Annotated in this window: 27 protein-coding genes; 18 read left to right on the top strand and 9 right to left on the bottom strand. The window is 64.9% G+C overall.

Going from position 1 to position 19,970, the window contains the following annotated elements:
- The first annotated feature begins 74 nt into the window (after positions 1-74).
- From V0U35_RS07710 to V0U35_RS07665, 10 genes are all read left to right on the top strand, one after another.
- A complete protein-coding gene (locus tag V0U35_RS07710) occupies positions 75-1,271 on the top strand; it encodes a phosphoglycerate kinase (protein ID WP_330196104.1) in 1,197 nt (398 codons plus the stop codon).
- Between the two features lie 49 nt (positions 1,272-1,320).
- Complete coding sequence (locus V0U35_RS07705; protein ID WP_330196103.1) at positions 1,321-2,352, top strand: class I fructose-bisphosphate aldolase; 1,032 nt, start codon at positions 1,321-1,323, stop codon at positions 2,350-2,352.
- A gap of 403 nt (positions 2,353-2,755) precedes the next feature.
- Positions 2,756-3,145 (top strand): hypothetical protein, encoded by a 390-nt coding sequence (locus tag V0U35_RS07700; protein WP_330196102.1) that lies wholly within the window; start codon positions 2,756-2,758, stop codon positions 3,143-3,145.
- 59 nt (positions 3,146-3,204) lie between these two features.
- Entirely contained in the window at positions 3,205-3,825 is a 621-nt protein-coding gene (gene thiE, locus V0U35_RS07695) for a thiamine phosphate synthase (RefSeq protein WP_330196101.1), read from the top strand.
- Positions 3,825-5,021, top strand: a complete 1,197-nt coding sequence (locus V0U35_RS07690; RefSeq protein ID WP_330196100.1) for a tetratricopeptide repeat protein — start codon at positions 3,825-3,827, stop codon at positions 5,019-5,021. Before thiE ends, V0U35_RS07690 begins: the two co-directional genes overlap by 1 nt.
- 73 nt (positions 5,022-5,094) lie before the next feature.
- The gene (gene efp, locus V0U35_RS07685) at positions 5,095-5,661 is read left to right on the top strand and encodes an elongation factor P (RefSeq protein WP_330196099.1); all 567 of its coding nucleotides are present in this window, start codon (positions 5,095-5,097) and stop codon (positions 5,659-5,661) included.
- Between the two features lie 3 nt (positions 5,662-5,664).
- A complete protein-coding gene (locus V0U35_RS07680; RefSeq protein ID WP_330196098.1) occupies positions 5,665-6,459 on the top strand; it encodes an inositol monophosphatase family protein in 795 nt (264 codons plus the stop codon).
- A 217-nt stretch (positions 6,460-6,676) separates the two neighbouring features.
- Positions 6,677-6,970, top strand: coding sequence for a hypothetical protein (locus tag V0U35_RS07675; protein ID WP_330196097.1), 294 nt, complete (start codon positions 6,677-6,679; stop codon positions 6,968-6,970).
- Between the two features lie 95 nt (positions 6,971-7,065).
- Positions 7,066-8,064, top strand: a complete 999-nt coding sequence (locus V0U35_RS07670; RefSeq protein WP_330196096.1) for a hypothetical protein — start codon at positions 7,066-7,068, stop codon at positions 8,062-8,064.
- 4 nt (positions 8,065-8,068) lie between these two features.
- The gene (locus V0U35_RS07665; protein ID WP_330196095.1) at positions 8,069-9,082 is read left to right on the top strand and encodes a peptidoglycan -binding protein; all 1,014 of its coding nucleotides are present in this window, start codon (positions 8,069-8,071) and stop codon (positions 9,080-9,082) included.
- Positions 9,083-9,097: 15 nt separating this feature from the next.
- On the opposite strand, the gene V0U35_RS07660 is transcribed toward V0U35_RS07665, so the two are convergent.
- Entirely contained in the window at positions 9,098-9,625 is a 528-nt protein-coding gene (locus V0U35_RS07660; RefSeq protein WP_330196094.1) for a DUF4199 domain-containing protein, read from the bottom strand.
- Positions 9,626-9,737: 112 nt separating this feature from the next.
- The gene (locus V0U35_RS07655) at positions 9,738-10,151 is read right to left on the bottom strand and encodes a response regulator transcription factor (RefSeq protein ID WP_330196093.1); all 414 of its coding nucleotides are present in this window, start codon (positions 10,149-10,151) and stop codon (positions 9,738-9,740) included.
- A gap of 148 nt (positions 10,152-10,299) precedes the next feature.
- Here V0U35_RS07655 and rpmE point away from each other — a divergent pair, with 148 nt between their 5' ends.
- On the top strand, positions 10,300-10,518 hold the full coding sequence (rpmE, locus tag V0U35_RS07650; protein ID WP_330196092.1) for a 50S ribosomal protein L31: 219 nt from the start codon (positions 10,300-10,302) through the stop codon (positions 10,516-10,518).
- Positions 10,519-10,605: 87 nt separating this feature from the next.
- On the opposite strand, the gene rcdA is transcribed toward rpmE, so the two are convergent.
- A complete protein-coding gene (gene rcdA, locus V0U35_RS07645; protein WP_330196091.1) occupies positions 10,606-11,130 on the bottom strand; it encodes a protease adaptor protein RcdA in 525 nt (174 codons plus the stop codon).
- Between the two features lie 76 nt (positions 11,131-11,206).
- Complete coding sequence (locus tag V0U35_RS07640) at positions 11,207-11,404, bottom strand: DUF1192 domain-containing protein (protein WP_330196090.1); 198 nt, start codon at positions 11,402-11,404, stop codon at positions 11,207-11,209.
- Between the two features lie 87 nt (positions 11,405-11,491).
- Between V0U35_RS07640 and V0U35_RS07635 the strand changes: the two genes are divergently transcribed.
- Positions 11,492-12,472, top strand: coding sequence for an NAD(P)H-quinone oxidoreductase (locus V0U35_RS07635; RefSeq protein ID WP_330196089.1), 981 nt, complete (start codon positions 11,492-11,494; stop codon positions 12,470-12,472).
- 171 nt (positions 12,473-12,643) lie between these two features.
- Complete coding sequence (locus V0U35_RS07630; RefSeq protein ID WP_330196088.1) at positions 12,644-13,330, top strand: DUF1013 domain-containing protein; 687 nt, start codon at positions 12,644-12,646, stop codon at positions 13,328-13,330.
- On the opposite strand, the gene V0U35_RS07625 is transcribed toward V0U35_RS07630, so the two are convergent.
- The 3 genes from V0U35_RS07625 to V0U35_RS07615 all read right to left on the bottom strand — a co-directional run bounded on the left by V0U35_RS07625 (position 13,309) and on the right by V0U35_RS07615 (position 15,307).
- Positions 13,309-14,097, bottom strand: a complete 789-nt coding sequence (locus tag V0U35_RS07625) for an SDR family NAD(P)-dependent oxidoreductase (RefSeq protein ID WP_330196087.1) — start codon at positions 14,095-14,097, stop codon at positions 13,309-13,311. The two genes, V0U35_RS07630 and V0U35_RS07625, sit on opposite strands and share 22 nt — an antisense overlap.
- 53 nt (positions 14,098-14,150) lie before the next feature.
- Positions 14,151-15,026 (bottom strand): tetratricopeptide repeat protein, encoded by an 876-nt coding sequence (locus V0U35_RS07620; RefSeq protein ID WP_330196086.1) that lies wholly within the window; start codon positions 15,024-15,026, stop codon positions 14,151-14,153.
- A gap of 110 nt (positions 15,027-15,136) precedes the next feature.
- Entirely contained in the window at positions 15,137-15,307 is a 171-nt protein-coding gene (locus V0U35_RS07615; RefSeq protein WP_330196085.1) for a DUF465 domain-containing protein, read from the bottom strand.
- Positions 15,308-15,401: 94 nt separating this feature from the next.
- On the opposite strand from V0U35_RS07615, the gene V0U35_RS07610 reads away from it, so the two are divergent.
- The 3 genes from V0U35_RS07610 (at position 15,402) to V0U35_RS07600 (ending at position 16,771) form a co-directional block, all read left to right on the top strand.
- Entirely contained in the window at positions 15,402-16,004 is a 603-nt protein-coding gene (locus V0U35_RS07610; RefSeq protein WP_330196084.1) for a UbiX family flavin prenyltransferase, read from the top strand.
- On the top strand, positions 16,001-16,471 hold the full coding sequence (locus tag V0U35_RS07605) for a TIGR02444 family protein (protein ID WP_330196082.1): 471 nt from the start codon (positions 16,001-16,003) through the stop codon (positions 16,469-16,471). The genes V0U35_RS07610 and V0U35_RS07605 overlap by 4 nt, the downstream gene beginning before the upstream one ends.
- Before the next feature lie 87 nt (positions 16,472-16,558).
- The gene (locus tag V0U35_RS07600; RefSeq protein ID WP_330196081.1) at positions 16,559-16,771 is read left to right on the top strand and encodes a YdcH family protein; all 213 of its coding nucleotides are present in this window, start codon (positions 16,559-16,561) and stop codon (positions 16,769-16,771) included.
- An 11-nt stretch (positions 16,772-16,782) separates the two neighbouring features.
- On the opposite strand, the gene V0U35_RS07595 is transcribed toward V0U35_RS07600, so the two are convergent.
- Positions 16,783-17,514 carry a GGDEF domain-containing protein gene (locus tag V0U35_RS07595; protein ID WP_330196080.1) on the bottom strand — a complete coding sequence of 244 codons (732 nt, stop codon included), beginning with the start codon at positions 17,512-17,514 and terminating at the stop codon, positions 16,783-16,785.
- Between the two features lie 181 nt (positions 17,515-17,695).
- On the opposite strand from V0U35_RS07595, the gene purE reads away from it, so the two are divergent.
- Positions 17,696-18,154, top strand: a complete 459-nt coding sequence (purE, locus tag V0U35_RS07590; RefSeq protein ID WP_330196112.1) for a 5-(carboxyamino)imidazole ribonucleotide mutase — start codon at positions 17,696-17,698, stop codon at positions 18,152-18,154.
- Between the two features lie 4 nt (positions 18,155-18,158).
- Positions 18,159-19,253 (top strand): 5-(carboxyamino)imidazole ribonucleotide synthase, encoded by a 1,095-nt coding sequence (locus tag V0U35_RS07585; RefSeq protein ID WP_330196079.1) that lies wholly within the window; start codon positions 18,159-18,161, stop codon positions 19,251-19,253.
- Here the strand turns inward: V0U35_RS07585 and V0U35_RS07580 are convergent.
- A complete protein-coding gene (locus V0U35_RS07580) occupies positions 19,224-19,886 on the bottom strand; it encodes a COQ9 family protein (RefSeq protein WP_330196078.1) in 663 nt (220 codons plus the stop codon). The genes V0U35_RS07585 and V0U35_RS07580 overlap by 30 nt on opposite strands.
- Positions 19,887-19,970 lie beyond the last annotated feature (84 nt).

The raw sequence follows: 19,970 nt of genomic DNA, 5'->3' as shown, positions 1-19,970 counted from the left end.
CCCCACCCCAACCCTCCCCCGGCGGGGGAGGGGGTCGAAACACCGCTGATGCGGCCCGTTCGAGGAACTGAAACATGACTCTTCGCCGCATCGAGGACGCCAGTGTCGAAGGCAAGCGGGTCCTGGTCCGCGTGGACTTCAACGTGCCCATGCAGGACGGCAAGATCACCGACGCGACCCGCGTCCGCGCCGCCCTGCCAACCATTGAATACCTGAAACGCAATGGCGCGAAGGTGATCCTGCTCTCCCATTTTGGCCGTCCGAAGGGTCAGCGCAGCGAGGCCGAGAGCTTGCAACCGGTCGCCGACGAACTCGCCGAACAGCTCGGCGCGCCCGTCGCCTTCGCCGATGACTGCATGGGGTCGCCGGCGAGCGAGGCCATCGCCGCGATGGAAGCCGGCCAGGTCCTGGTGCTGGAAAACACCCGCTTCCACGCCGCCGAGGAAGCCAATGACCCGGCCTTCGCGCTGAAGCTCGCCTCGCTGGGCGATCTCTACGTCAACGATGCCTTTTCCGCTGCGCACCGCGCCCATGCCTCGACCGAAGGCGTTGCCCATCACCTGCCGGCCTATGCCGGTCTGGCGCTGCAGCGCGAGATCGATCACCTGGCGCAGGCGCTGGAAAACCCCGAGCGCCCGGTCATCGCCATTGTCGGCGGGGCGAAAGTCTCCACCAAGATCGAGCTTCTGACCAACCTCCTCGACAAGGTCGACCGCCTCTTCATCGGTGGGGCGATGGCCAACACCTTCTTCGCGGCCAAGGGGCTGGAAGTCGGCGCGAGCTTGGTCGAACGCGATTTTGCCGAAACCGCCCGCTCGATCATGGGTAAGGCCGCCAATTCCGGCTGCGAACTCATCCTGCCGACGGACGTGGTTGTGGCCCGCGAATTTGCCGAGGACGCCGAACACAAGACAGTCGAGACCGACGCGGTTCCGGCCGGCTGGATGATCCTCGATTGCGGCCCGGCGACGGTCGACGCACTGGCCGATGCCATCGACGCGTCGAAGACTCTGATCTGGAACGGACCGCTGGGCGCGTTCGAGACGCGGCCCTTTGATACCTCGACAGTCGAGGCGGCCCGATATGCCGCCGGACGGATCAAGGAAAGCGGGCTCATCGCCGTGGCCGGGGGCGGGGACACGGTCTCCGCGCTCAATCATGCCGGCGTGGCGCGCGACTTCACCTTCGTGTCGACCGCTGGCGGGGCCTTCCTCGAATGGATGGAAGGCAAGGAATTGCCCGGCGTAGCCGCGCTCATGGATAAGGACTAACCTGCCGTCAACCAAGGGCAGGACGGATCAATCGGGGGAAATCAGGGACATGGATCTCGAAGCACTCAACGACGTTGCGACGCGCATGGTCGCGCCCGGACAGGGCATTCTGGCGGCCGACGAGTCGACCGGCACGATCAAGAAACGGTTCGACACGATCGGGCTGGAATCGACCGAAACCAACCGCCGCGACTGGCGCGAAATGCTGTTCCGCACCGCGCCCGCGATGAAGGATCATATCTCTGGCGTCATCCTCTATGATGAAACCATCCGCCAGAAGTCCGACGACGGCACCACGTTGGTCAAGCTGATCGAGGATGCCGGAGCCGTTCCGGGCATCAAGGTTGATACCGGCGCGAAAGACCTCGCCCTTTCTCCAGGCGAGAAGGTCACCGAAGGTCTCGACGGCCTCCGCGAGCGCCTGAAAGAGTATTACGAGCTCGGTGCGCGCTTCGCGAAATGGCGCGCGGTCATCGATATCGGTCGCGGCGGTGACGAAGCCATCCCCTCGCAATACTGCATCGACGTTAATGTCCACGCGCTCGCACGCTATGCCGCGCTGTGCCAGGAAGCCGGCATTGTCCCGATCGTCGAACCCGAAGTCCTGATGGATGGCGACCATTCGATCGAGCGCTGCTACGAGGTCACCGAATTCACCCTGAAGGCGCTCTATCGCGAACTCTTCGAGCAGAATGTCCAGCTCGAAGGCACGATCCTCAAACCCAACATGGTCATCGCCGGACAGAAATGTTCCGACCAGGCGAGCGTGGATGAAGTCGCCGACATGACCGTGCAATGCCTCGCCAATTGCGTGCCGGCCGCCGTGCCGGGAATCGCCTTCCTCTCGGGCGGGCAAAGCGATCTGCAAGCGACCGCGCACCTCAATGCGATGAATTCGTCCTACGACCTGCCCTGGCCGCTGACCTTCTCCTATGGCCGCGCGCTGCAGGCCGCCCCGCTCAAAGCTTGGGGCAAGGCGATGGACGTCAAGGCGGGCCAGAAAGCCTTCAACCACCGCGCCAACATGAACGGACTCGCCGCACTCGGCGAATGGACGGAAGCGCTGGAAGGCGGGAAGTAGCAGAGCCCATTTCTCCCACTGTTTACGGGGGAGTGGCCCGAAGGGGCGAGGGGGCTTTCAGTTTTTGCGTCATGCCCCGCTTCATGCGGGGCATCTCCTGACAATGAGATTCCCCGGACAAGCCGGGGAATGACGCGGAACCAGCAAGGACCGGTAGGTCCCGGCACGGAGGCCGGGACCGCATCTCCTTACTGAAAGAAAACCGGGGTTCCTGCGAAAGCAGGTATCCAGTTTCACGCGGCCTCGACGCGGTTTCTCACCCCACCCTTGCCCTCCCCCTCAAAGGGGAGGGATAAGCGCCAAGACGCCCTCCCCCTTGGGGGAGGGTTGGGGTGTGGGTGCCACGCCTTTTGGTGGGACCGCGTAAGTTGCCCTAAAACAGAGGGCAGCTAGACTGCTGCGCATGAAGACCTTGATCGCCCTCTGTCTCGGACTGGCCGTTGCGTCACCCGTGCTCGCCCAGACCAAGCCCGGCATGGACCCGCAGGCCGAGCCGCGCGCGGGCGATCTGTTGCAGGGACCGCCGCCCGAGGGCGCGGACGGGGCCTATCTGCTCGCCCCCTTCATCGACTTTACGGAACGCGAGCGCGCTTTCTTCCTCGAACATGTCGTCCCGGCGCTGACGCTCGAACACCCGATGACCAATGCCGGCAATGAAGACGCGCCCTGGTATTGCTTTGCCTATCCGGATGCGGTTAGCGCCGACTATGGCCGCCGCCAAGTCCGGGCGATGCGCGGCGGCGAAACGCTCGGCGCGCAGTTGCTGATCGACACGAGCTGCGCGGCCGGTTAGCCGGCCCAACTGGCCGCCGCGCTTTCCCACGCGGCACTTTTGCGCTCTAAATCGCGCCCATGTCCTGCCAGCTCTATCTTCTGACCCCGCCGCGCATCGCGCCCGGCTTTGCTGATGTCCTTGCCCAGGTGCTTGATACGGGTGCGGTCTCGGCCCTGCAGATCCGATTGAAGGACCACAGCCCGGACGAGATCCGTCGCCTCGCCCCCGAACTGGTGCGCACCGCCCAGAAGCGTGGCGTCGCGGCGATCCTCAATGATGACCCCTATCTCGCCGCCGAGCTGGGCGCGGACGGCGTGCATATCGGCCAGACCGACGGCACCTACAAGGATGCACGGTCCACGGTGGGCCCGAACCGGATCGTCGGTGTGACCTGTCACGACAGCCGCCATCTCGCCATGCAGGCGGGCGAGCGCGGCGCGGACTATGTCGCCTTCGGAGCCTTCTTCGAGACCGCCACGAAATCGCCCAAGGCGCGTGCCGATATCGCGCTTCTCGAATGGTGGTCGGAAATCTTCGAAATCCCCTGCGTCGCGATTGGCGGCATCACGGTGGAGAATGCCCGCCCGCTGATCGAGGCCGGAGCCGACTTCCTCGCCGTCAGCGGCGGCGTCTGGACCTATCGGGACGGCCCGGTGGCCGCCGTGAAGGCGTTTGCGGATTTGATGAAAGCCGAGTGATGCGCGTATTTTCGATTGCCCTTGTTGCCGCTGTCCTGATGACGGGCGGCACCGCCGCCGCGCAGGACGCGACCGATGCCGAGGCTGAAAGCCCGGCTGTCCCGCCGGTCACGGCCCCGCTCGAACTCATCGACGAGGAGCTTCAGAACGAGGCATTGGAAGCAAGCGAGGAAGACGAGGCCCCGGTCAGCGAACCCGTTCTTGCGCCGCCGCCCCAGTCCGGCGGGGCGATGGACACGCTCTTCGGCGAGGCCCAGTTCGCTTACGCGTCCGGCGAGTATGCGACCGCGCTCTTGCGTGCCGAGACGGCCGCTGCGGGCGGCCATGCCGAGGCCGCGACGCTGGCCGGGATTATCCATGCCGAGGCCCGCGTGCCGCAGGCGAGTGACCGCGCGGCGCTGGCCTGGTTCCGCCGGGCTGCCGATACCGAAGAACCGGTTGCGCTTTACTGGATGGGCCGGCTGGCGCAGGCCGGGCGGGCGGGCCTGACGCCGGGAACGGCAGGCGGATATTACCGGCGCGCGGCGGTTGGCGGGCACTTGCCGTCCATGCTGGCCTATGCCTTGTCATTGAAGGCCACCGACGTGCCCCAGAATGCACCCGAAGCCCTCGACTGGGCCGAACGCGCGGCTGAACTCGGTGATGTCGAGGCGATGTATCAGCGCGCGCTGATGGGATCGGAATGGCAACACGGCCCGCGCGATCTGGCCGATGCAAGGCGCTGGTTTGTCCGTGCCGCCGAGGCCGGTCACGCCGAAGCCGCACTGCAAGCCGGTCTGATGGCCGCGACCGGCGAGGGCGGCGAGGAAGATGCCGAAACGGCGCTGCGCTGGGTGCGCCAGTCAGCCGAGGCCGGCTATCCGCCGGCACAGGGCCAGTATGGTCTGATGCTCTATCAGGGCTGGAACGGGGCCGAGCCGGACCTGGTCAATGCCGCCTACTGGTTCCGGGAAGGGGCCGAAGGTGGGGACGCGGAATCGCAATTCCTCTACGCCTACGCGCTCGCGCGTGGTGAGGGTGTGACGCAGAATCTCGAAGCCGCCTATGGCTGGGCCTGGATGGCGCGGACCGATTTCGACGGCGCGCCGGTCGAGAATGAAACCCGCGACATGTTGATCCAACGCCTCGAAACTGTACTGCCGTCCGACGTGACGGCGCGCTTGCGGCGCGAGGCCGTTGAGGCGGCGGGCGGCTGAGGCCGCGCTTGCCGCTGGCGCGCGGGACTGTTAGGACGCGCGGCGAATTTCGAGAACGACGGGACTCCCCCACATGAAAATCAACGGCAACGAAGTCAAACCGGGCATGGTGCTCCAGCATCAGGATACGCTGTGGACGGTTGTGAAGGCCGAGGCGGTCAAGCCCGGCAAGGGCGGGGCCTTCGCCCAGGTCGAAATGAAGAACCTCCTCGACGGCCGCAAGCTGAACGAGCGCTTCCGCGCCGCCGACAAGGTGGAGCGCGTGCGCCTGGAGCAGAAGGACCACCAGTTCCTGTTCGCCGACGGCCAGGCACTGACCTTCATGGATACCGACAGCTACGAGCAGATCGAGCTGCAGCGTGACTGGGTCGGCGACGAACAGGCCGCTTTCCTGAAGGACGGCATGATGGTCACGCTGGAATTCCACGAGGAAAAGCCGATCGGCATCACCTTGCCCCAGCATGTCGAGCTGGAAGTGACCGATACCGAGCCGGTGGTGAAGGGGCAGACGGCGGCCAATTCCTACAAGCCGGCGGTGCTGGAAAACGGCGTTCGGACGGCTGTGCCGCCCTTCGTCGGCATCGGTGAAATGATCGTCGTCGCCACCGAGGACGGCTCCTACGTGCGCCGCGCGGACTAGGACGTGGGACAGCTCACCAGCCTCATGCAGATCATGCAGGGCGCGGCACGCAAGGCGGGCCGTGCGCTGAACCGCGACTTCGGTGAAATCGAACACCTGCAGGTCTCGCGCAAGGGGCCGGCCGATTTCGTGACCGCCGCCGACCGGCGCTCTGAAGAAGTCATCTTCAAGGAACTCTCCGAGAAGCGTCCCGGCTATGGCTTCCTGATGGAAGAACGCGGCGAGGTCGCCGGGACGGACAAGACCCACCGCTGGATCGTGGACCCGCTCGACGGCACGCTCAACTTCATGCACGGCCAGCCGCATTTCGCGGTCTCGATCGCGCTGGAGCGCATGGGCGAGATCGTCGCGGGCGTGGTCTACAATCCGGCCGTGGACGAGATGTTCCATGCTGAGAAGGGCACCGGGGCCTGGCTCAACGACCGCCGTCTGCGCGTCGCGGCCCGCAAGGAACTCGCCGACGCGGTGATCGCAACCGGAACCCCGTTCTACGGCAAGAAGGGCCATGCCCGCTTCCTGAAAGAACTCCACCAGGTGATGGGCGCGACCGCGGGCATCCGCCGGTATGGCTCGGCTTCGCTCGATCTGTCCTGGGTCGCCGCCGGCCGGTTCGACGGATTCTGGGAACGCGACCTGAAGGCCTGGGACATTGCCGCAGGCTTGGTCATCGTGCGCGAGGCGGGCGGATTCATTGCCGAAATCGACGGCGGCGAAGACGTTCTTTCCACCGGCAATATTGTTGCCGGCAATGAAGACATGCTCGCCCGCCTGATAGAAAAACTCGACGCGGCCCGATAAGCCGCAATCCAAAACAAGACCCCTCACCCTGACCCTTCTCGCCTCGAAACGCTCCACTGGAGCCTTTCGTAATTGTCTCGAAGCCCTGAAGGGAGAGGGAATAAGGTGGCGCTTTCCAACCCTCTCCCTCGAGGGAGAGGGTGGCCCGTCAGGGCCGGGTGAGGGGGGACACCAATCCAGTTGGCATCTGCTTCGGACGAGCGATAGACTTCCCGGCATGCTGTTCGACACACCACCCCCGCCTGCGCCGGAACCGGTCGAATACCTGATGACGCCGGCCCATATCGAGGCGCTGCATGGCTGCATCAACGCAATCGGCGAACGGCTCCACGGCTTCTTGGACGATTTTCACGACGGCGGCTGGTGGGTTCGGATCTACGAAAATGACCAGGACGGCTGGATCAGCTTCATTCCCTATGACCCGGCAACCGGCATGCGGGGTGGCGACATGACGTGCGAGTTCGACCGCGAGACCGGAGAAATCACCGGTGAGGTCATGTTCGGGCGTTAAGCGTGAATGCCATCGCCCCTTGTGAAAAGCGCCCTTAAATCGTCATCTTGGCACGGCAAGACCGCTTCGGATGATCGAGGAAGGGGACAGTCCCGATGCCCAGACGCTTTGAAGACGAGACCGAAGACGCGCCGGTCCCGGCCGTGAAATTCACCGGGCCGGGCCGCTATGTGGTCTGGATGCTGGTCTTCGTGCTGGCTGTCGCGCTTTTGGCCTTCGCCCTGCGCGGCCCGTTGATCCACGCCTTCGAGGCCAATACCGCCATCAACGGCCTTATCATTGCCGTCCTCCTGATCGGTATCGTCTACACCTTCCTGCAGGCCTTCTCGATCGGACCGGCAGCGCGCTGGCTGGTGCGCTACCGCACCGCCGACGCCGAAACCAAGCTCGGCGACCCGCCTGCCATGATCGCGCCGCTGGCCTCGATGATGGGCGAAACCAATGCCCGCATGCGCCTGTCGGCAGGCTCGGTGCGCACCGTGCTCGACTCGCTCGCTGCCCGCATGGCCGAAGCCGGAGCGATGACGCGCTATTTCGGCCGGCTGCTGATCTTCCTCGGCCTTCTCGGCACGTTCTGGGGCCTGCTCCAGGTCGTCTCCGATGTCGGCGAAGCCGTGCGTGCCGTGACGGCGAGTTCCACCGGCGGTGAAGCCGACGTGCTGCGCCTGATGTCGGCCATCGAACAACCCATCCAGGGCATGGGCACGGCCTTCGCGTCCTCGCTCTTCGGCCTCGCCGGATCGCTGGTCATCGGATTTCTCGATCTCCAGGCCAGCCGGGCGCAGAACCGTTTCTTCAACGAGGTGGAGGAATGGCTCTCCTCCTTGTCTCGGGTGTCGGCAGCCGGACCGGCCACGACCAGCGAGGGCGAGGTTTCGACCGCCTATGTTGGCGCGCTCCTCGAACAGACCGCCGACACGCTCGACCGGCTCTCCCACACGCTGGAGAAGCACACGCGCGATCTCGATGAAGTCATGCGCCGCATTGCGTCTGACGCCGCCAGCGGCCAGCAGGAAGCAACCCGCGCATTGCGCGACGAGATCAAGGTGCTGATCCGCGCCATCGAGGCCCAATCGCGCCAGAACCGGAGCTAGGCCCATGTCGATCGCGCCGCGCCTCGGCCGGTTTACCGACACCGATTCCGGCGATTACTGGCCGGGCTTCGTCGATGCGCTGGCGACGTTGCTTCTCGTCATCGTCTTCCTTCTGTCGATCTTCGTCGCCGGGCAGTTCGCCCTGTCGCGCGCGCTGACCGGACGCGACGAACAACTCGCCGAAATGAACAACCGGCTCGCCGCGCTGACCGATGAGCTGGCACTGGCCGAGGGCGAAAATCAGCGCCTCTCGACCGAGATCACGACCTTGCAGGCGACGCTGGGCGAGGTCCGTGCCGAACGCGACGACCTGTCTGACCAGATGGTGATCGTGCTGGGGCGGTTGGAGGATGTTCAGTCCAACCTGTTGCTTGAGCAGGACGCCAACCAGGCCAATATCGACCAAATCACCGCGATGAACCTGCAGATGCAGGCGCTGCGTGACCAGATTTCCGAGCTCAACAGCCTGCTCGAAGCCGCCGAGGCACGTGAGGCCGAGCTCGACAGCCAGATCGTCAATCTGGGGGAACGCCTCAATGCCGCGCTCGCCAGCCGGGTCGCCGAACTGGCGCGTTACCGGTCCGATTTCTTCGGGCGGTTGCAGGAAATCCTTGGTAACCGGTCCGGCGTGCGCATCGAGGGCGACCGCTTCGTCTTCGATACCGATACGCTTTTCCCGTCGGGATCCGCTGCCCTGTCACAGGAAGGCCGCGAGGGTCTGCGCCCCATCGCAGAGGCGATTGTCCAGCTGACCGAGGAAATCCCGGACGATATCGACTGGATCATCCGCATCGACGGGCATACCGACCCGCGCCCGATCCGCACGACCTATGCCTCGAACTGGCACCTCTCGGCGGCGCGGGCGATCTCGGTGGTGAACTGGTTTGAGGATCTCGGCGTCCCGCCCAACCGCCTCGTCGCCGCCGGTTTCGGCGAGCACCAACCCGTCGCCAGCGGCAATAGCGAAGAAGCTTATGCCCGCAACCGGCGCATCGAGCTGAAGCTCACGAGCCGGTAGCGGGCAAGAGCGGGCCTAGACTGTGGGCCGGTGCGGCAGGAAGCGTGGGTTGCGCAGCAGGATGGCGCTGACCAGTGCGATCACGAGGCCGATCGGAAAGATTTCCAGGAAGGTGATCGGCAGGCGGAAAACCGGGTTGGCGTACTGGTCCCGCATCTGGTCCATCTGGGCGATATAGGCCTGAAGCTCCTCACCGCTCATCCCGGCGGACTGCCGCGCCTCGATCGAGGCCGCAATGTATTGCTCCATGAACGCATAGTCGGTGATGGCGAGATAGATTTCCCATGTCACGACATAGGCCAGCCCCGCGACCACGGCGATGCCGAGGCCCATCCCGAAGGCCGGCAGGAATTTGATGACGCCGCCGAGTCTCAGATCACGATGGCGCTTGATGCCGATAAAGATCACCGACAGGGCGATGAACATGATGAGATAGCCTGCGGCCTGTGAACCCATGCCGTCTGACATCATCATGCCGGCGATCATCCCCAGGATGACGACCGTTCCGGAAACGGCTCCATAAACGAGAATGCTTCTGAGCATGTGCGGCCCCTCCCAAGGCGAAAGCAATGTGGGTACAGCCAAGCGGTTTTCGGACCTTCCGCCTATCCCCCTTGTGGGTGAAATCGACCGGATCAGCCCTTTCGGCGAGGCCTCACGGGAGGATGCGCAGGTCGCGGGCGAGATTGACCGCTTCGCCCCGCCGCTCGACCCCCATTTTCGAGAACAGGTTGGAAATATGGGTTTTCACCGTATTGGGGGTAACACCGAGCGACCGGGCAATTTCCTTGTAGGTCTGCCCGGCAGCCAAGCATTCCAGAACCGAGCGCTCCCGCCGTGTCAGGCCAAGCGAGGCGAGGGCCGCCTCGTTCACCGCAAAGGGTTCAGACGGCTTCCGCGGCGTCAAACGGATACCGACCCAGACCCCCAGCGCGGCAAAGATCGCCGCAATGATAACGATGTAGATTTCCGCAGCGAATTGGCGCGTGAACGCCTTGTAGTCGAGCCATTCCATGGCAAAGGCCGCAAGGCCGAGGACGAACGCAGAGGCAAGGACGGTGCGGATCATGACCGCTAGTCTAGCGGCACCCTGCGGCAAGGGAAATGTCCGCGCAGTGCGCAGCAGACGGGCGCTTGCCCTTGGCCACCCTCTCCGTTATAAGCCGCCGCTCAATTACGGGTTCACGCCCGCGCGCACGCCTTTTGGAGCCAGAGACATGAAACAGGACATCCATCCCGACTATCACATGGTCACTGTGACGATGACGGACGGTTCGACCTTCCAGACGCGCTCCACCTACGGCAAGGAAGGCGACACGATTGCGCTGGATATTGATCCGCGTACGCACCCGGCCTGGACCGGCGGCAACCAGCAGCTGCTCGACCGTGGTGGCCGCGTTTCGCGCTTCAAGGACAAGTTCAAGGGCTTCGCCTAAGAGCTACAGCTCTTCCGGGCAGAGACATTTACGGCGCGGCGGAGACATCCGGCGCGCCGTTTTCGTTTGGGGGAAGCTTAAGCTGTATCAGGAGCCGAAGGCAGACTTCAGGCGGTCCATCTGGGCTTCAACGCCGTTGGAAGTCTCGCCGGTTTCGCCCGGTACGAACATACCGTCATCGATCCGCTTGAGGCGCGCATAGAGCGCGCGCGAACGTTCGGCGAGATCGGCCAGGGTCGCAGGTTGCTCCTCGCCGCCCTCATTCCAGTAATTCTCGTCGGCGGGCTCGGGGGGCAGGCGGTATTGACCGCTGGTGGCTTCCTGCGGGCTCATCTCGCCCTCCGCGACCTGGCGCTGGGCCAGAAGCCAGGATGCGGCCTGCATCAGGCGGGTCGTCAGGCGCATGCTTTCAGCGGCATAGGCCAGCGCGCCAGCGCGTCCGAGGGCTCGCGAATCGTCCCGTCCCGGCCCGTCGAGATAGGCGGCCGTCTGCTCGACCAGGTCCATGCCTTCGCGGAACAGGCGCGCGAAGAGTTCGGACGCTGCGAAGTCCGCAGCGCGGCGGGCCGGATCATGGCCGGAAATCGGAGTGGGCTCGGAACGCTCGGTCATGTCATTCATCGCTTCGTGTATCGGACGCGGACTGGCACATTTTTGCAAGGCCCGCGCCAGACAATTCCTATTATCCCTAACCGGTGCGGAAGACCGATTCGGCCGCCGCATGGCCCTTCCTCTTGTGTTCCACCATCGCGTCGATCCGGGCGATCTCCGCCTCGATCAGCGCGCGGCGTTCGGCGAGGTCGTCCAGCGACAGCGCGGACAGATCCTCGCCCGGCGTGATCGTGTCCTTGCCCGGCTTGCGGGGGAGATCGTCATCGTTGAACATGGTCCGCACGCCTCCATTTCTGCCACTGGGTGACCAGTCTAGTCCAAGTCGCGGCGGGAGTCCCGACGTCTCCGAGAGGAATGCCTGATGAGCCAGACCATGCGTGCAATTACCGCCCCCAGTCCCGGCGGACCGGACGCGCTGACGCTCGAGAAACGGCCACTCCCCGAACCAGCACCGGGCGAGGTACGCATTGCCGTTACCGCTGCAGGGGTCAATCGCCCGGACGTGTTCCAGCGGCTTGGTTTCTATCCGCCACCCAAGGACGCGAGCGATATTCTGGGGCTGGAAGTCTCCGGAACCATTGATGCGCTGGGTGAGGGCGTCACGGGCTGGAAGACCGGCGACGAGGTCTGTGCGCTGGTTGCCGGGGGCGGCTATGCCGAGGCCGTCACGGTTAATGCCGGATCGGTCCTGGCCCGGCCCGGCACGCTCAGCCTGCGCGATTGCGCGGGACTTCCCGAAACCGTTTTCACTGTATGGGCGAATGTGTTCGAGTCCGGGGCACTCCGGCCGGGTGAGACCTTGCTGGTCCATGGCGGGACCAGCGGCATTGGGACCATGGCGATCCAGATGGCGCGCGCATACGGCGCGCGCGTTATCGCAACGGCAGGGTCGAACGAGAAATGCGTATTGTGCGAACGCCTGGGTGCCGAGCTGGCGATCAATTACCGCGAGACGGACTTTGTTGAGGCCGTGAAAGCCGCTGGCGGCGCAGGCGTTGTTCTCGACATGGTGGGCGGTGACTATACCGCGCGCAATATTGCTGTCCTCAATCCCGGCGGGCGGCTGGTCAACATTGCCTTCCTCAAGGGCTCGAAGGTCGAGATCGACCTGATGCCGGTCATGCTCAAACGCCTGACCCTGACGGGCTCGACTCTGCGCGCCCGGCCCGTGGCCGAAAAGGCCCGTCTGGCCGCTGCCATCAGGCAGACCGTCTGGCCCTGGATCGCCGCAGGCAAGCTCGAACCCGTCATCGATTCGGTCTTCCCGCTCGAGAGGGCCGCCGATGCCCACTCGCGGATCGAGGACGGTGACCATATGGGCAAGATTCTGCTCACCGTCTGATACGGTGTCTTTTCACGCCGGTTCCAGCGCGCTATAGGAGCACGACATCGCGACGGACGGACTGCATCAAGAACGGACCGCCATCGCGGCGGAAGCCAACAAGCCTGGCGCCCGCGCCGGGCTTTTTTGCGTTCAGACCCTTGCCGATTTCCAACCACTGGAGCCGCACCCATGACCGAAGTCCTGATGCCCAAAGCCACCGCCGTCTGGCTCGTGGACAATACGTCGCTGACCTTCGAACAGGTCGCCGAATTCTGCGGTCTGCATCCGCTGGAAGTGAAAGGCATTGCCGACGGCGATGTCGCCCAGGGCGTACGCGGGGCCGACCCGATCGGCAATGGCCAGCTGACCCGCTCGGAAATCGAGAAGGCGGAAGCCGACCCGAAATACCGGATGACGGCGATCAAGCCGAAATATGCCGATCTGCACCAGCCCAACCGCAAGCGCGGTCCGCGCTATACGCCGCTGTCGCGCCGCCAGACCCGCCCGGACGCCATCGCGTGGCTCGTGCGCAACCATCCCGAACTCACCGACGGCCAGATCTCCAAGCTGATCGGCACGACCAAGACAACGATCGAAGCGGTGCGTGACCGAACCCACTGGAATGCGCCGAACATCAAGCCGACCGACCCGGTGTCGCTGGGCCTGTGCTCACAGATCGATCTGGACGCCGCGGTGGCGAAATCGTCGGCCCGCCGGGCCAAGATGGAAAAGGAGCGCGCGGACGCGGGCGAGGACGCACTGGTCCCGACCGAGGAAACCGCAACGCCCGATACCGAGGCGGAAACCGCCAAGCGGCTCGACGACATCGATCTGGAAACGCTGTTTGGCGGCAATCAGTCCGGGTCGACGACGTAGTTCAAAGCCAGCCGGCCCCCGTCGGCATAAATGCATTCGCCCGTGATGTAGCTGGAGTCGCCTGACGCAAGGAAGGCGACGACGGCGGCGATCTCGTCCGGATCGGCGATCCGCCCCAGCGGCGTGCGCGACATCACCCGGTCCATCGCGGCGCGATTGTCCAGAACGGATTTGAGCACGTCGGTATTCACGCTGCCCGGACCGACGGCATTCACGCGGATACCGCGCGGCGCAAGCGCAAGCGCCATCGATTTTGTCATCTGGTTGAGCGCGCCCTTGGTCGCGCAATAGGCCAGCTGGTCAGGGATCGCGACGACCGCGTTGATCGACGACATGTTGATGATGGCATAGCGTCGGCGCGCGTCTTCGGTGCGTTCGCTGTCGGCATCGACCTGCTCGCACATCTGCCGGGCCGCGGCGCGGGCCACCAGGAAGCTGCCGCGCAGATTGACGGACATCACCTTGTCGAAATCCTCCTCGGAGAGATCGAGGATCGTGCCTTTCGCGACTATGCCGGCATTGTTGACCAGCACGTCGAGCCGCCCGAAAGCCGAACGCGTCTCGGCCATCAGGTTGGCGACCGACAGCCGGTCGGCAACGTTGCAATCAACGAACAGCGCCCGCTCGCGATCTGCGCCCAGCTCCTCGGCGAGGGCGTGTCCGGCCGCTTCGTCGCGGTCGGCAATGACGACTTTCAACCCGTCAGCCGACAGTCGCCGCGCGCAGGCTTTTCCGATGCCGTTGGCACCGCCGGTTACAATCGCCACTCGGTCCTGGTTTGGCACTGGTGTGGCCCTTTCAAATGTCTTTGGGAAAGCGGCTAGCGCTCGGGATGGGTCCGACGGTAATCGGCCTCGATCTCCTCGCTGTCCGGCGTCAGCTCAAACGCCTGTGCGAAGAGCGGATAGGCTTCCTCGGTCCGGCCCACATCTTCCAGCGCAGAGGCGAGGGAGTGGACGATGGCTCCGATCTCGGGTTCGGCCGCAACCGCCTGTTCGCACAGCGGCAGCGCCGCGGCGGCCTGGTCATTCTCGATCAGCGACCAGCACAGCGCGTTCAGAGCGAATCCGCTCTCCGGGTCCAGCTCCACCGCGCGGCGCGCATCGTCGATGGCCGCCTCATACATACCCAGTTCCAGCAGGGCCCCGGAGCGGGCAATCCAGCCGCTCGGCCAGGACGGTTCCAGACGGGTCACGGTATCAAAGGCAGCGACCGCCTCGGCAGGCCGTTCCATCGTCTGGTAGACACTGCCCAGATTGAGATGGGTCAGCATATCGTCGGGCAGCTCGCGAGCTGCCTGCTCCAGGTCCGACAAGGCACCGTCCAGGCGTTCGGTCCGATAACGCGCGATACCGCGATTGCGGCGCACATAGGGGCTGTTCAGCGTCGTGCCCTGGGTCTCCGCGATAGCGTAGGCGAGATCGAATTCCCGCAGCGCCTCTTCATAGCGGTCCAGATAGAGATAGGCTCCGCCCAGTTGGGAATGGACAATCGCCTCGCGCTCCGGGTCGAGTTCGCGCGACTCCAGACAGGCTTCCAGGCCTGCAACCGCGTTTTCGGGATCGTCAGCGGCCAGCGCGGCCTCGCCTGCATGGCAGGGACTGGCCGCCATATCGGTTTCGGACGGGGCTTTCTGGCCGCAGGCAGTCACGGCCACGAACAGCGACAGAGCGGTGATGAATGAGGCGTTTCGCATGCGCAAACTCCTAGCGCTCCTGCCCGCAATACGCAAACGGGGCAGCCCTATATAGGGCCGCCCCGGGTTACTTGCAGGTTCACGTCTGCGTCAGGGATGTTACGCGATCGTCAGTGTTGTCGTCGCAACCCCTCGATCTGTTCCTTGAGCTTGAGCTTTTCCTTCTTGAGCGTCTGGAGGTGAAGCGAATCCGAACCCGGACGTTTCATTTCCCGCTCGATCAGCTCGTCGAGATGATGGTGGCGGGAGTCGAGTTCACGGATATGGGCTTCAACAGGCATGTGCGTCGCTCCTTGTTGTTCGCTACACTCAGGGACTAATTGAAGCACTCTTCGGTGGCCTCTGTCACATCACGTTTGCCAACAGGGTGAAGAAATGGGCGACAAACCCCGCCTCATTGTCGGTGTCAGCGGCGCGTCGGGCTCGGTCTATGGCATTCGCGCGCTCCAGGCGTTGCGCGAGCTGGGCGTCGACTCCCACCTGATTGCCTCGAAAGCCGCGGAAATGACGCTCGGCTATGAAACCGATCTCACGCCTGCCGGGCTGAAGGACCTGGCCGACCATGCCTACAAACCGAGCGATGTCGGCGCGCCGCCCGCTTCAGGGTCTTTCCGGTCGCTGGGCATGCTGATCGCGCCCTGTTCGGTTCGCACCATGTCGGAAATCGCCACCGGCGTGACGTCAGGCCTGATCAGCCGCGCCGCGGACGTCACCCTGAAGGAACGCCGCCGCCTGGTCCTGATGGTACGCGAGACGCCGTTCCATCTTGGCCACCTCAGGACGATGACACAGCTTGCCGAAATGGGCGCGGTGATCATGCCGCCGCTCCCGGCCTTCTACGCGAAGCCGGAGAGTCTCGCGGACATGGTCGACCAGACGGTTGGCCGGGCGCTTGACCTGTTCGGCCTCGACTGGAAACCCACCCGCCGTTGGGGTGAGGATCTCGAAAGTGGCCGCCGCCCTTCGGCGCGGCGATGACGGATAATCCTTTCTGGGACTGGTCGCTGGACTGCTATGCCAGTCCCGGCGTGAAGGACGCGCTGCTGGTGCTTCAGGACCGGCACGGGCTCGACGTCAATCTGATGCTCTGGTGTCTCTGGCTCGCCGAGAAGGGCCGCGAACCCGGCCCTGCGCTCAGTCCGGCCATCGACATCGCGCAGGACTGGACGCGCCGCGTCACGGGACCGGTGCGATCGGCGCGGCGGGAAGCCAGGAAAGCGGACGACGCGGCGGACCTTTACCAGGGCCTGTTGTCTTGCGAGCTGGCCGCCGAGCGAGTCCTGCAAGACCGCCTCGTCGAATTTTGGCCGCATTGCCCCGCCACATCCGCGCCGCCCGAGCTTCAGGCGCACAGCGCCCTGCAGGCTTACGCGGAGCACTGCGGATATGCGGACGGATTTGACGGCTTGATCACAGCCGTTTTCGCGCCGCGCGAAACGGTGTAGACTGATAGCCACGATGCAACGGCGAACCGGCCGGACCGGTTCTACAGGCGAGGCAGCCGCCGCGGCCCCAGACACGAAACCGGACTGATGGACGACACGGCACTTGATGACGATGCCCTGAAGGCGAATATCGCCGACCTGCGCGTGCGTCACCGCGCCCTCGACAGCGAGATCGAGGCGCTGAGCGAAACCGGCGTTGCCGATCAGCTGAAAGTCGCGCGCCTGAAGAAAGAAAAACTGTATCTGAAGGACCGTATCGCGGCCCTGGAAGACCTGTTCACGCCCGACATTATCGCCTGAGCGAAACGCGGTTAGCCGGCCTGACGGGCGTCTTCCTTGCGCGCATACATCGCCGCATCGGCCTCGGCCATGGCGACATCGGGCGTCATCCCGGCAGCGAGTTCCTGAACGCCCCACGCGGCCCGGATGGACAGCGACTTGCCCTCGAACTCGAACGGCGTCCCGCCAATCAGCTCGGACAATTCCTCGGCCTTCTGTTCGGCTGAAGCGCGCGAACTCAGAGTCAACACCACGCCGAACTCATCACCGCCCAGGCGGCCGATCGCGTCGGTCTCGCGCAAATGGGCGGTCAGGATGGCCCCGACATGGCGCAGGGCCGCATCCCCCGCAGCATGGCCGTGTGTGTCGTTGATCCCTTTAAAGCCATTCAGATCGAAATAGACGAGGGCAGACGGCGCATTATGGCGTTCGGCCAGGGCCACCGCCTTGGAGACCTCGCGCACGAAGGCGCGGCGGTTGAGAATGGGTAGCAGCACATCGCGGTCAGCAAGCGATTCCAGCTCCAGAACCTTGGACCTCAGACGCTCGGTTTCCTGGCGCAGCTGGTCGACCTCGCCCATCAGGGTCAGAAGCGCGCGCTGGACATTCGGTGTCAGCTCGTTTTCCGGCACGCCCATGATCGAGGCGGCATCACGCGGCGCGCTGGCCGCAGCAGCCTGTCCGGTGCCGGTGGATGCGGACGTCCGCTTGGCGTCTCCCGAGGCGCTGGTGGCGCGGGTATTGTCGAGCGGGCGGATGCGCATGGCCGGCAACCTTCCTTTTTTAAGGACGTTCTGGGCCGCAACTGTCGCCCCCCGCAGTTAAGAAAGAGTCAAGGTTAATCGCTTGACGCGGGCGCGCGCTCGCCTATGGTCCCGCGCTTCCTTTTTACCCGTGCCAGACAAGGGAGGCAGGGCCTTGAGCCGACCCGTCATCGCCATCGTCATGGGTTCGCGGTCAGACTGGCCGACGATGAAGCGCGCCGCCGACATGCTCGACGAGCTGGGGCTGGACTATGACGCGCGCGTCGTCTCTGCGCACCGCACGCCCGAACGCATGGCCGAATTCGCGCAAGGCGCGGCGGACAAGGGCTTCAAGGTCATCATCGCGGGCGCGGGCGGGGCGGCACACCTGCCCGGCATGATCGCATCGATGACGACCTTGCCCGTGCTGGGTGTTCCGGTGGAATCGAAAGCGTTGTCCGGGCTCGACAGCCTCCTCTCCATTGCCCAGATGCCGGGCGGTGTTCCGGTCGGCACGCTCGCCATTGGCGAGGCGGGGGCGAAGAATGCCGGCCTGTTGGCGGCCTCGATCATCGCGCTTGGCGACGACGCGGTGGCCAAGCGCCTCGCAGACTGGCGCGCGGCGCAGACGACAGCCGTTCCCCACTCGGTTTCGGATTGATCCCATGACCAAGACCGCACCGCTCGCTCCGGGCTCGGTCATCGGCATTCTCGGCGGCGGACAGCTGGGCCGGATGCTGGCGACGGCGGGGGCCGAGCTTGGCTTCGACATCCATGTCTATGACCCGGCACCCGACAGCCCCGCCGGACGCATCGCCGCGCGCGCCTATTGCGCGCCCTGGGATGATGCCGGCGCGGTCGGTTCTTTTGCCGCGAAGTGCGATGCGGTGACCTATGAGTTCGAGAATGTGCCGCTCGCGGCGGTCGAGACGGCAGCCTCTGCCGCGCCCCTGCGTCCCGGTACGCGCTCGCTGGCGCTGACGCAGGACCGGGTCACCGAAAAGACCTTCATCCGTGAGGCCGGGGCGGGGACCGCGGACTTCGCAGCCGTGGCGAGTCTCGATGAACTCAAAGCGGCGCTGCAAACCATCTGCGCGCCGGCCATCCTGAAGACCCGCCGCTTCGGCTATGACGGCAAGGGCCAGGCCGTGATCCGGTCCGAGGCCGACCTCGACGCCGCCTGGGACGCTGTCGGCGGCCAGCCCTCCATCCTTGAAGCCATGGTGAACTTCACCCGCGAGCTGTCCGTCGTCGCCGGACGCGGGCTCGACGGGACGATGGCGGTCTATCCGCTGGGTGAGAACCGTCATGCAGGCGGCATTCTGCGCGAGACCATCGCCCCGGCGGTCGTCGATGCCGCAACACAGGCCGAGGCCGAGCGCATCGCCCGAGCGCTGGGTGAAGGCATGGATCATGTCGGCGTTTTCGCCGTCGAACTCTTTGACCTCGGCGGCGGCAAGCTGCTCGTCAACGAGATCGCCCCGCGCGTGCACAATACCGGTCACTGGACGATGGATGCCTGTGCCTGCGGCCAGTTCGAACAGCATATGCGCGCCGTGGCCGGCTGGCCGCTCGGGCGTCCGTCCGCGCACAGCCAGGCGGTAATGACAAACCTGATTGGTCATGATGTCGATGCGTGGGAAACACTGGCCGGAGAGAGCGATGCGCGCCTGCATCTCTACGGCAAGCGCGAAACCCGCGATGGCCGCAAGATGGGCCACGTCACGCGGCTAGGTCCGCCGGTCAAACCCGTAGCGTAGCTTGCCGAAGATTTCTGCGGGATCAGGCAGGTTGGCCGTCAGCTTGCGCGTTTGCGCCTTGAATTTCTCGAACTGCATGACGTTTTCGATGCGCCGGTCGAGGAAGGCTTTTGCCTCCGCCTTGTCCGCGCTCTGGTCGCCGAGCCAGGCCGCAAGGCTGGAGCCGTAAACGGCAGAGAGCGTCATTCGCTTGGTGTAGAAATTCACGTCCGTCGACGAATCACCCAGCGCGCGCCAGATCATGTCGCTGGTCGCCCAGATCAGTTCCGCGCCCAGCGTCCCCGCATCGGGCAGGAGCAGACGTGCGCGGGCCTTGCGCGCGGCTTCGTCATCCGAACCGATCGTCTCCAGCCGCGCCAGGACGGCGAAGGTGACCCGCTCACGGATCTTCATCGATTTGAGGTCGGCCGCGCCGATCTCGGCTTCGGCCTCACGGTCGCAGCGCTGTGACCAGCGGGCAACGAGATCGAGCACGCCGCGCGGCAGGGCGAGCCGGACGTCACCGTCCGACAGGCCACATTCGCGTGCCGCAGCAGCGAGACTCGCCCCGTTCCAGCCATCGAAAGCGGCTTCGGACAGGATGGCGCCCAGCAGGCGGTCGCGGACGGATTCGGAACCTTGGGTCTGGGTCATGACTTCCCTATACGGCCAATCGGCCCGGAATGTCATGCCTGACGCGGCAATCCGCCGCTTTCAGGGTGTGGACAGGCGCGCATT

It is taken from the genome of Hyphobacterium marinum, from assembly GCF_036330325.1.
Classification (GTDB): domain Bacteria; phylum Pseudomonadota; class Alphaproteobacteria; order Caulobacterales; family Maricaulaceae; genus Hyphobacterium; species Hyphobacterium marinum.
This window is presented reverse-complemented; position numbering and strand designations above follow the sequence as displayed.